Raw genomic sequence first — 10764 nt, forward strand, 5'->3', positions numbered from 1 at the left:
AAACCAAAGGTCATTAGTTAAAATTTTATTATCAAAATATTCACCGTCAAAACATTAGACAGTCTAATAATTTCTTTCGTATTTTTGTTGTACACATCTTTTCTATGGATTTTAAGCTTCAATCAGAATATAAACCTACCGGAGATCAGCCTCAGGCTATTGAAAAACTTACCGAAGGAATAGGGATCGGTGAGAAATATCAGACTCTTCTTGGTGTTACCGGCTCAGGAAAAACCTTTACTGTTGCGAATGTTGTTAAAAATGTTCAGCGCCCAACTTTAGTACTAGCCCACAATAAAACTCTTGCTGCACAGCTTTTTATGGAGTTCAAAGAGTTCTTTCCGGAAAATGCCGTAGAATACTTTGTAAGCTACTATGATTACTACCAACCTGAAGCTTATATTGCTACAACAGGAACTTATATTGAAAAAGATCTGAGCATCAATGAAGAAGTTGAAAAACTGCGTCTTTCTGCCACTGCCAGTCTTCTTTCAGGAAGGAGAGACGTTTTGATAGTAGCTTCTGTTTCATGCATTTATGGTATCGGGAATCCAACGGAATTTCATAAATCTTTAATCTCCATTGCCATTGGTGAGAAAGTGACAAGAACAGCACTTCTCCATTCATTAGTTAATGCATTATATGCCAGAACATTAAATGAATTCCAACGAGGAACGTTTCGTGTAAAAGGAGATGTGATTGATGTATTCCCCGCTTATACTGATAACGCAATCAGAATTCAGTTTTTTGGAGATGAAATTGAAAAGATTCAAAGTTTTGACCCTGTAACAGGAAATGTAGAAGATAGTTTTGATCAGATACAGATTTATCCTGCCAATCTTTTCGTGACATCGAAAGAAACCTTAAACGGAGCGATTAAAGATATTCAGGACGACATGGTAAAACAGGTTGATTTCTTTAGTTCTGTCGGAAAACCATTAGAAGCAAAGCGTCTTCAGGAAAGAACTGAACTGGATCTTGAAATGATCAAAGAGCTTGGCTATTGCTCAGGAATTGAGAACTACTCAAGATACTTAGACGGCCGTCTTCCGGGAACAAGACCTTTCTGCCTGATTGATTATTTCCCTAAAGACTTTTTAATGGTTATCGATGAAAGCCACGTTACCGTTCCGCAGGTTCATGCCATGTACGGTGGTGACCGAAGCAGAAAAGAAGCATTAGTAGAGTATGGTTTCAGACTTCCGGCAGCGATGGACAACAGACCTTTGAAGTTTGAAGAGTTTGAAGCCATTCAGAATCAGGTTATTTATGTTTCTGCAACGCCTGCAGATTATGAACTGGAAAAAACAGGTGGTGCTTATATAGAACAAATCATCCGTCCTACAGGACTTTTAGATCCGATTATTGAAGTAAGACCATCATTAAATCAAATTGATGACTTAATGGAGGAAATCCAGAAAAGGGCCGATGCTGATGAAAGAGTACTGGTGACTACTTTAACCAAGAAAATGGCGGAAGAACTTACGAAATACTTCACCAAATTCGGAATCAGAACAAGGTATATTCACTCAGATGTAGAGACCCTGGAGCGTATTCAGATCATGCAGGATCTTCGTTTAGGCCTTTTTGATGTGTTGATTGGGGTTAACTTATTGAGAGAAGGTCTGGATTTACCCGAAGTTTCTCTGGTTGCCATTCTGGATGCTGATAAAGAAGGAATGCTGAGAAGCAGAAGATCGATGATCCAGACCGTAGGACGTGCCGCAAGGAATGTGAATGGAAAAGCAATCATGTATGCAGACAAAATCACAAAATCTATGCAGGCTACGCTGGATGAAACCGAATACCGACGTGCCAAGCAAATGCAGTACAATGAAGATCACGGCCTGAAGCCAAAAGCATTAAATAAAAAGATATCCGAAAATCTCGTAGGAAGAAGCAAAGACTTCCCTGATGAAAAATATACGCAAAAAGAAATCCTTCAGAAAGTTGCCGAAACAAAAGCAACCTATGCCAGTGAAGATATCGAGAAAATGATTGCCCAGAAACAAAAAGAAATGGAAGCAGCAGCAAAAAATCTTGATTTTATTAAGGCTGCCAAGCTGAGAGATGAAATTTCAGCATTGAAAGCGTAAAAGAATTGATTATAAATAGTTTCGGCGGCATCTTCGATGCCGCCGAAACTATTTAAAAATGGTATATTTTAATTTTACAGTCCTTTTCTTACTGCGGCCCGGATAGGAGTCAAAAGATCCATCAAACCATTTAATTTGATCTCGTAAACCGTTGAAAGCTGCATTCCCAATTTTCCTTTTGGCATTCCGTTTCTGTTGAACCATTCCAGGTAGCTCACCGGAAGATCAACCAGGACTGTTCCTTCGTATTTCCCGAAGGGCATTTTCATGACACAGATTTCTTTTAGTATTTCGGGATTAATTCCTTCCACGTTTTTATCTAATTAAATTAATTTTTCTTTAATATCATCCTGGCCAGGCAGTTCAAGGTCCGGAGGTGTTTCTTCATCCGAAAATTCATTTCTGTATACCTGAACCAGAAGAAGAGTCAATGAGATCAGAATAGGACCAAAAATAAGCCCCATAAAGCCAAACAGATTCATTCCCATAATGATTCCAAATACCGTATTCAGTGGATGGATGTTTTCCAGTTTCTTTAAGAAAGTAAAACGAAGAAGATTATCGGTAAGACCTACTACTACAAGACAGTAGATTGCTAATCCTATCCCCTGTCCTGTATTACCTTCCGCAATCATAAAGATACACACAGGAACATATATAATAGCAGTTCCTACAACTGGAATCACTGAAGCAGCAGCAGTTAGTGCAAAAAGCAGAACAGCTCCCGGCGCACCAAAAATCAAATAACCTATGAGTGCTACAATTCCCTGTCCTAATGCTACAACGGGAATTCCAATAGCATTTGCCATGATCAGTTTTCTCATTTTATCGCCAATCAGAGAGATGTTTGCTCTCTTCAGCGGGGCAGAAGAAGTAAGAATCTTTTCAAAGAGCCTTGGTCTTTCCAGCATAAAATAGAGAATAAAATACATGGACATTACTATTGTAAGAGTATTGAATGTCCCACTGACTGCTGAAGTAGAAAATTTCCCTACATTATCCTTCAGTTTCGCCATATTCTCCTTGCTTAGAATATCAAATCCTGTTTTAGAGAAGATATAAGAATGGATTTTATCCAGGAAAACATTGAACTTGGCCATATAAGCCTGTGCATTTCCCAATTTATCAATAATCAGATCGGCAATAAAATAAATCGGAAGAATAAGAACGATAAGACTTGCCAACATCAATGCAAACGCAGCCAGTGATGGTTTCCACTTTTTCTCTTCCTGCAGATAAAAATTGTATTTTCTGCAGACTACATAAATGGTAATCGCCCCCAACACTGAGGGAATAAACAATGCCAGATTAAAGCAGATCAATCCGGCCAATACCAGAATGATGGCCAGCAATGACATCTGCTTTATCGCAACACTGCTTATTTGTTTGTCCTTATTCATCATGTATTTTTATATTTTTATTTGCTGAACATAATTTGTCTTGGTTTTCCTAAGAAAGCACAATAGGTTGAGTACATTACAATCATAATAAACGGAGCTGTCAGGATGATCCCTATTCCGCAAAGAATAACCCCTGCAATAGAAATCAAAAACCCTAAAAATCCGGTCAATAAGAAAGTTCCATAGTTTTCTTTAGCAATGTTGAACGACTTTGATAAAGCTTCTGTAGCTGAAGCATTTTCAAATAACAGAATCGGATATCCTATTAAAAGGAAAGGATATACAAAAATGACAGGCAACACACACAATGCCAGAGCAATGGAAGAAATTATCCAGGCAAGAAGACTATAAATCAAAATGTTTACAAAATTCTGGCGGTATCCGATAAAAAGATCAGAAAATTCAATCGGGCTTTTGGTATTGTATTTATTGACCATATAGATCAATCCTACATACAAAGGAGACAATAAAAGACCGAAAAGGCTGGACGCTCCCATATACAAAGGAAGTCCCGGAGCGCTCCAGTAATTAAAATCTCCTCCTGAAGATTTCATCTCCTCCATCATAGAAGCAGAATCAAATCCTGTAAGCATCTGAATAACAGACCCTCCAATCAGGTAAATAATCATAGCTACGATTCCGTAACCGAAAACGCCTTTGTACATTTCAAAAGCATGAGAAATAATTGATCCCGTATCTCTGTTAGGCACAGAACCCTGCTGATCAAATTCGTTAAATTCAGACATAGTTTAAATATTTAATGATTTTACCAAATTTACTTTTTTTTAGTAAAAAATCCCATTAAACACGAATGAATTTTAACTTTTCTCCGAAAAGACTGTTTTATACAATGAATAAATCATTGCATTCCAAAATGGAAATGTGAAAAGACCTCCAATCAGGAACAATGCAAAACCTAAGTACTTGAATAGAAAAGCAACAATTACACATACCATTATTTCAACGAAATACATTTTAAGCGCTTTAAAATTCAGGGAAATGGATTCGAAAATCCTTTTATTGGTGAAGAACATCAATGGAGCGACAAATAGTGTTACTGCCACCCAGATTACAGCTAATACGACAGTAGGAAGGGTAAACCTGTAAATAAAGAACCAGAAAAGAAAATAGCCCACATACTTAAAAAAGTTAAGTCCGTTATATCCGGCAAACAAATCTCCTATCACAATATTTTCTTTAAGATCAAGCTTGCGGAAGATCTGAAACATCCCGAGATTCAACGGATACAGAAATGCTGTTGTTCCCCAGATTGCCAATGTAAACATCTGATAATTTTCAGTTGCCGTTATTGCTTCCATTTTTTTCAAATAAACCTGAGTCCCCTGCATAAAAGCTTCCTGCAATTCTTTATTATAAGAAAAAATGCCATACTTCTCTCCGAAAAGCATCACCGCAGTAAGCAGTATTCCAAAAAAGACGATAGAAAACATCAGCTGAAAAACGAGGGTTTTATTCCAGTAATAAAATGCCTGCTTCAATATAAAATCTATTCCTGGTTTCTGAGGATATTTATTCTGCATCATAAAAAAATTTATGCAAAAGTAAACATCAATAAGTACTTTTGCAGAATGTTTTCAGTGAATCATCAAAAATTTATGGAAATGGATGAACTTTCTCTTCAGAAGGTTCCCTATTTTTTCATCATCGACTTTCTCTCTGAGAATGTTGAAATCTATCAGGAACATGAAATTAAAAAAGAGGGTTTAATTATTGATTTCCAAACATTTTCAAACACAAAAGAGACACATAAGCTGAATAAAAAAGTCGTCTGGAAATCCTATCCTGAAACATTGGAAAACTTTCAAACAGGTTTTGATAAAGTTCAGGAAAATATTCGTTTAGGAAATTCCTATTTAGTAAATTATACCAGAAAAACACGAATTGAGACGAATTTAACCTTAGAAGAAATTTTTTATCATTCAAATGCGAAATACAAAGTTTTTTATAAAGATTTTTTTGTATTTTTTTCTCCTGAAACTTTTGTAAAGATCATTGACGGAAAAATTTTCACCTATCCCATGAAAGGAACCATTGATGCATCTATTGAAAATGCAGCAGAAATTCTGAAGAATGACAGAAAGGAGAAGGCAGAACATTACACCGTAGTAGATCTGCTCCGGAATGATCTAAGTATGGTGGCTGATGATGTAAAGGTAGACCAGTTCCAGCATATTGACTTTATCAAAACCCAACAAAAGGATCTGTACGCGATGAGTTCTGAAATTTCAGGAAAGATAAAACCTGAATTTGAAGGAAAAGTAGGAAGTATTATGCAGAAAATTCTTCCTGCAGGCTCTATTTTAGGAGCTCCCAAACCTAAAACACTGGAAATAATTCTGGATGCGGAAGGATATGACAGAGGATATTACACGGGAATTTGCGGCTGGTTTGACGGCCAAAATGTAGACAGCTGTGTAATGATACGCTTTATTGAAAAACAGGAAGACCAATTGTATTTCAAAAGCGGAGGCGGTATAACGCACATGAGTAAATTAGAAGACGAGTATCAGGAAATGAAAAATAAAATCTATGTCCCAATTCATTGAAAGCATTAAAGTAGAAGATCAGGAGATTTTTCTATTGGATCTACATCAGAAACGTGTCAATCAGACATTTTCCCATTTTGGGAAGGAAGACTCTATTGATGTGGCCAAGATCTATAAAAATCTGCGGCATGATGAGGATGGTCTTTTCAAGTTGAGAATTGCTTATGACCTTGACAAAAGAATCAGAACACAGATGATTCCTTACGCTATTCCTGAAATACAGGATTTTCAGCTGGTAGAAAACAATAGCTTTGATTATTCATTCAAATTTGAAGATCGTAAGGAACTGGAAAAAATGAAGATGAAAGCTAAGGCAGAAGAAATTATCATTGTCAAAAACAATCATATTACGGATACCTCTTTCTCCAATATCTTATTTTTAAAAGGAAAAGACTGGTTTACTCCTTCTACTTATCTGTTGAATGGAGTGCAGAGGCAGCACCTTTTAAAGCATAAAAAGATCAAAGAAACGGAGATCACTTTACAGAACATAAAGCAATTCACCCATTTCCAGATTATTAATGCGTTGAATGATTTTGATGATATGTTTATCTATCCTATCGACAGAATTATCAATCTGCCAGGGAATGAAGAATATCTTGATCTTTAAATCTACTTCATAAACTCAAAATATGACTTCAGTACATCTGCACTGTTCTTCCCGAGAGTATTTACTTCCAGGATTTTTGGCTGTACATCAGGTTTAAAGAAATTCTCAAGAACTCTGTCCAGCGTAAGTTCGTCCTCTACTCTGATATAGGAGAATCCAAAATGCTTTGCCAGAGATTCGGCGTTCTTGCGGTGCTTTGTGGCAATAAATTCGTCTAATGTATTCGGATTGGCATTTCTGGGGCCCGGAATAATTTTAAAGATATTTCCTTCACCGTTATTGAAGATCATAATTCTTACAAACGGTGGAATATATTGATTCCAAAGACCATTGATATCATAAAAGAAACTCAGGTCACCTGTGATCAATAAAGTTGGATTTTCATTTTTGATGGCAAATCCCATTGCCGTCGAAGTAGATCCGTCAATACCGCTTGTTCCTCTGTTACAGTAAATCTTTCTCTTCCCGAAATCAAACAGCTGAGCATATCTGATCCCTGAAGAGTTACTGAAATGAATGTTATAGTTTTCAGGAATGGCTTGTGATGCTTTATTGAAAAAATAGAAATCTGAAAAATCAATTGTATTCAGAAACTGTTCGTGTTTAGCATCTTTTTTATCCCTTAAAACATCCCAAAGATTATAATACGGTCTAGGCTCCAGATTAATAAACTTCAACAGTTTTGAGAAGAAAACCTCTGGCTTCACCTCTATCTTTTCTGTCAATGAGAAATACGTATCAGGCTGCCACACTTCATCCAGATGCCAGTGCTGTTTAGGACGGGCGCTTCTAAGGAATTGTTTCACTTTTTTGGAAACTACATTCTGACCTACTGTAATCAACAGGTCAGGAGCGTACGTTTTATAATCCTCTTCCGTAAAATTGAAAATATAACGGTCTATATGTTTGAAAAACTTCTCATGGTGTAAATTTGAATTGGCTTCACTCAACACAACCACAGAATGGTTCTTCACCAACTGAGTCAGCTGGTTTTCCAGTTCCGGGCTGTAATCTCTTGTTCCCACCAGCAGCATAATTCTTTGGGAAGTATGCCATTCCGCAATCAGATTGGACGGAATTTCATATTCTTTATGTTTGATGGTCTTTTCTACCGTTGGAAAAGTAGGAAGCTCTGAAACCAGCTCATATAATGGTTCTTCCAATGGAATATTAATGTGTACCGGACCTTGCTTCTCAAAACAGAGTTCAATAGCTTTTTTAATGATATCGAAATTAATATCTTCCGCATTTTCTTTGCTGTCTTCCAAAAGCTGGAAGTCACCATAGGAATGCTGATGAAAAACATCCTTCTGTCTGATCGTTTGCCCATCGAATATATCAACAAAATCAGTCGGTCGGTCTGCTGTAAGTACCAAAAGCGGAATGTTCTGATAAAACGCTTCAGTAACCGCAGGATAATAATTAACCACCGCAGATCCGCTGGTACAGGTAATAGCTGCCGGCTTTTTCTCACTCTTCGCCATTCCCATTGCCACGAAAGCCGCACTTCTTTCGTCTACAATGCTGTAACAGTCGAAACCATCTATCTCTGAAAAATGGATAGCCAAAGGAGCATTTCTTGACCCCGGAGAAATTACGATATCTGCAATTCCGTACTGCTGAAGAAGATGTGCAAGTATTTGGATACTTCTCTTAGAAGAATATTTTTTCATACAGCAAATTTAACTTATAAATAATGATTTTAAAATCATTTAATTTAAAAAAAATGTAATTTTGCTGTTCGTAAATTTCTAAAAATGGATAAAATACCTAGTGTAGACCTGCGTGATTTCCTTTCGGGTAACCCGGAACGCAAACAGAAATTTGTAAATGAAATCGGAAAAGCTTATGAAGAAATTGGTTTTGTTGCCTTAAAAGGCCACTTTCTTGATGACAACCTAGTAGATGATTTGTATGGAGAGGTAAAAAACTTTTTTGAACAGCCAGTGGAAACGAAACAAAAGTATGAGATTCCAGGAATTGGTGGCCAGAGAGGTTATGTAGGATTCGGTAAAGAAACTGCAAAAGGTTTCAAAAAAGGAGACTTAAAAGAATTTTGGCACTTTGGGCAGTATCTGTCTGATGATTCAAAATACAAAAGTGAGTATCCGGACAACGTAATCGTTGAAGAACTTCCAAGATTCAACGAAGTTGGTAAAGAAGCATTCCAGATGCTTGAAAAAACAGGACAGTATGTGTTAAGAGCGTTAGCATTACACCTTGGTTTAGATGAATTTTATTTTGATGACAAAATCGCAGAAGGAAATTCTATTTTAAGACCTATTCACTACCCGCCAATCACTGAAGAACCGGATGATGCAGTAAGAGCAGCTGCCCATGGGGACATTAATCTTATTACTCTTTTAATGGGAGCACAGGGAAAAGGTCTTCAGGTTCAAAACCACAACGGAGAGTGGATAGATGCTATTGCAGAACCAGATGAGCTGATGATTAATGTTGGAGATATGCTTTCTAGACATACCAACAACAAGTTGAAATCTACTATCCACAGAGTGGTAAACCCACCAAGAGAAATGTGGAGTACTTCAAGATACTCAATTCCTTTCTTTATGCATCCCATCAGTGCAATGTCTTTAAATGCACTTGATAACTGTGTAGACGAAAACAATCCAAAATTATACGAAGATACAACTGCCGGAGAATTCCTGCATGAAAGATTGATCGAACTGGGATTGATCAAAAAATAAACGCAATGGCTGTCTCAAATTAAGACAGCCATTTTTACTATTATATTTCACTTGGAAATATGCAACAAGCGTATATACCATTGTACATCTATAAAACCTGTACTATCCTGTTATACAGTAAAATTCCGGACACGGCGCAGGCTGTGTAAAAGTTCCCCACGGACAGATACAAGTATAAGAATCACCACCGCCACCAGGATTTTCTCCACCTCCGGGGCCTTCACCATAAGGTACACATTTTCCATTCGAACAAATTTCTCCGGTAGAGCATCCTCCTTCTCCAGGTCCTCCTCCTTCAAAACAATATGCCGGAAAATTAATTCCTGCAACAATACCCTTTCTGTCTTCTCTTGAAAGTTTTTTTAAATTTTTCATAATTTTTGATTTTTGGTATTTCCTACTCTATAAGCTTTTCGGATAACGCTTATTTAAAAATAACATTTATTTTATTAATAATCAATACTTTAAATTAAATCCAATGATTAATATAGCTCTTAAGAGATCTTATTATGTTAAATTTCTATTATTAATTAAACAAACACTATTTAATTAATAATATTTTAACTATTTTTACATTAACTACAAATTTTTAATCAAAACAATATGAAAAATCTAAAAAAACTAAAAAAGAACCAATTAAAGAACATTTCAGGTGGAGCTAATCTTCCGGAAACAGATTTCTGTATGTATTATTGCAACGGAGTTATTGTTTGTGCCACATGCAGTGACAACTTTAAATGTCCGGACACCAATAGTGATATGTAAGATTCAAAATCAAAATTTCATAAATGGAACCACTTCTTTACAGAGGTGGTTTTTTATTTCTTTTGGGTTAAAATAAAGTAGATTTGAGCCACGCGGACATATTTATCAGGAAATTGTACTTCTTATTTGTGATAATCGATTTATGAGCTTAAAAAAAGGAAAGAATATTATTCTCCCAATAGAATAGATAAACTTCTTTTTTCTATGGTGCTATTGCTATTCCAATGGCGTCTTTCTTTTTCATTTGCGCCGTTTCTTTCTACTGTGTCATTCCGCAGGAATCCAGCCAACTTTATTAGAGTCTTAAGAGTTCAAAGGTTAAAAAAGCAAAAGTAATACTGAGTTATTTGATAATACTTTGTTCAGACTCCTATGGAGTGACAACTGGAGGGTGTACTTTCCATCATAAGGATGAGTGATTAATGATAGTTGATAATGGATAATGGATAATGGATAATGGATAAGTGATAAGTGATCGTTGATGATTGATGGTTCATGAATAATCGATGTATTGTTTATCATCTATTACTCATTATGTATGAGTTTAGGGTTCCCTGCTTGGGTATAAAGCAAAAAAAATCCTTTATCAATAAGATAAAGGATTTTAAAAATAAAATA

General features: G+C 36.2%; 11 protein-coding genes. 5 read left to right on the forward strand and 6 right to left on the reverse strand.

Features of this window, described 5'->3' with window-relative positions:
* Nucleotides 1–104: 104 nt before the first annotated feature.
* A complete protein-coding gene (uvrB, locus tag C8D70_RS20125) occupies nt 105–2096 on the forward strand; it encodes an excinuclease ABC subunit UvrB (RefSeq protein WP_110368467.1) in 1992 nt (663 codons plus the stop codon).
* 74 nt (nt 2097–2170) lie between these two features.
* Here the strand turns inward: uvrB and C8D70_RS20130 are convergent, their stop codons facing one another.
* The 4 genes from C8D70_RS20130 to C8D70_RS20145 all read right to left on the reverse strand — a co-directional run bounded on the left by C8D70_RS20130 (nt 2171) and on the right by C8D70_RS20145 (nt 5040).
* The gene (locus C8D70_RS20130; RefSeq protein ID WP_076597860.1) at nt 2171–2398 is read right to left on the reverse strand and encodes a DUF3820 family protein; all 228 of its coding nucleotides are present in this window, start codon (nt 2396–2398) and stop codon (nt 2171–2173) included.
* A gap of 21 nt (nt 2399–2419) precedes the next feature.
* Nucleotides 2420–3499 (reverse strand): AI-2E family transporter, encoded by a 1080-nt coding sequence (locus C8D70_RS20135; RefSeq protein ID WP_076597850.1) that lies wholly within the window; start codon nt 3497–3499, stop codon nt 2420–2422.
* Nucleotides 3500–3513: 14 nt separating this feature from the next.
* Nucleotides 3514–4242 carry a beta-carotene 15,15'-monooxygenase gene (locus tag C8D70_RS20140; protein ID WP_110368468.1) on the reverse strand — a complete coding sequence of 243 codons (729 nt, stop codon included), beginning with the start codon at nt 4240–4242 and terminating at the stop codon, nt 3514–3516.
* A 72-nt stretch (nt 4243–4314) separates the two neighbouring features.
* The gene (locus tag C8D70_RS20145) at nt 4315–5040 is read right to left on the reverse strand and encodes a hypothetical protein (RefSeq protein ID WP_110368469.1); all 726 of its coding nucleotides are present in this window, start codon (nt 5038–5040) and stop codon (nt 4315–4317) included.
* A gap of 45 nt (nt 5041–5085) precedes the next feature.
* Between C8D70_RS20145 and C8D70_RS20150 the strand changes: the two genes are divergently transcribed.
* Nucleotides 5086–6063 (forward strand): aminodeoxychorismate synthase component I, encoded by a 978-nt coding sequence (locus C8D70_RS20150; protein WP_110368470.1) that lies wholly within the window; start codon nt 5086–5088, stop codon nt 6061–6063.
* Entirely contained in the window at nt 6047–6673 is a 627-nt protein-coding gene (locus C8D70_RS20155) for an aminotransferase class IV (protein ID WP_110368471.1), read from the forward strand. Before C8D70_RS20150 ends, C8D70_RS20155 begins: the two co-directional genes overlap by 17 nt.
* Before the next feature lie 2 nt (nt 6674–6675).
* On the opposite strand, the gene menD is transcribed toward C8D70_RS20155, so the two are convergent.
* Nucleotides 6676–8346 (reverse strand): 2-succinyl-5-enolpyruvyl-6-hydroxy-3-cyclohexene-1-carboxylic-acid synthase, encoded by a 1671-nt coding sequence (gene menD, locus C8D70_RS20160; RefSeq protein ID WP_110368472.1) that lies wholly within the window; start codon nt 8344–8346, stop codon nt 6676–6678.
* An 84-nt stretch (nt 8347–8430) separates the two neighbouring features.
* Between menD and C8D70_RS20165 the strand changes: the two genes are divergently transcribed.
* The gene (locus C8D70_RS20165; protein WP_076597856.1) at nt 8431–9381 is read left to right on the forward strand and encodes an isopenicillin N synthase family dioxygenase; all 951 of its coding nucleotides are present in this window, start codon (nt 8431–8433) and stop codon (nt 9379–9381) included.
* A gap of 102 nt (nt 9382–9483) precedes the next feature.
* Here C8D70_RS20165 and C8D70_RS20170 read toward each other — a convergent pair whose 3' ends face one another.
* Nucleotides 9484–9756 (reverse strand): hypothetical protein, encoded by a 273-nt coding sequence (locus C8D70_RS20170; RefSeq protein ID WP_110368473.1) that lies wholly within the window; start codon nt 9754–9756, stop codon nt 9484–9486.
* A 228-nt stretch (nt 9757–9984) separates the two neighbouring features.
* Here C8D70_RS20170 and C8D70_RS20965 point away from each other — a divergent pair, with 228 nt between their 5' ends.
* Complete coding sequence (locus C8D70_RS20965) at nt 9985–10146, forward strand: bacteriocin-like protein (RefSeq protein ID WP_181416173.1); 162 nt, start codon at nt 9985–9987, stop codon at nt 10144–10146.
* Nucleotides 10147–10764: the final 618 nt, after the last annotated feature.

The sequence above is a fragment of the Chryseobacterium sp. CBTAP 102 genome, from assembly GCF_003201365.1.
In the GTDB taxonomy this organism is placed as follows: domain Bacteria; phylum Bacteroidota; class Bacteroidia; order Flavobacteriales; family Weeksellaceae; genus Chryseobacterium; species Chryseobacterium candidae.

What these genes read in the sequence shown, in the direction of transcription:
- uvrB (WP_110368467.1), top strand. Translation starts at nt 105, where the DNA reads ATGGATTTTAAGCTTCAATCAGAATATAAACCTACCGGAGATCAGCCT.
- C8D70_RS20135 (WP_076597850.1), bottom strand. Translation starts at nt 3,499, where the DNA reads ATGATGAATAAGGACAAACAAATAAGCAGTGTTGCGATAAAGCAGATG.
- C8D70_RS20140 (WP_110368468.1), bottom strand. Translation starts at nt 4,242, where the DNA reads ATGTCTGAATTTAACGAATTTGATCAGCAGGGTTCTGTGCCTAACAGA.
- C8D70_RS20145 (WP_110368469.1), bottom strand. Translation starts at nt 5,040, where the DNA reads ATGATGCAGAATAAATATCCTCAGAAACCAGGAATAGATTTTATATTG.
- C8D70_RS20150 (WP_110368470.1), top strand. Translation starts at nt 5,086, where the DNA reads ATGTTTTCAGTGAATCATCAAAAATTTATGGAAATGGATGAACTTTCT.
- C8D70_RS20155 (WP_110368471.1), top strand. Translation starts at nt 6,047, where the DNA reads ATGTCCCAATTCATTGAAAGCATTAAAGTAGAAGATCAGGAGATTTTT.
- menD (WP_110368472.1), bottom strand. Translation starts at nt 8,346, where the DNA reads ATGAAAAAATATTCTTCTAAGAGAAGTATCCAAATACTTGCACATCTT.
- C8D70_RS20165 (WP_076597856.1), top strand. Translation starts at nt 8,431, where the DNA reads ATGGATAAAATACCTAGTGTAGACCTGCGTGATTTCCTTTCGGGTAAC.
- C8D70_RS20170 (WP_110368473.1), bottom strand. Translation starts at nt 9,756, where the DNA reads ATGAAAAATTTAAAAAAACTTTCAAGAGAAGACAGAAAGGGTATTGTT.
- C8D70_RS20965 (WP_181416173.1), top strand. Translation starts at nt 9,985, where the DNA reads ATGAAAAATCTAAAAAAACTAAAAAAGAACCAATTAAAGAACATTTCA.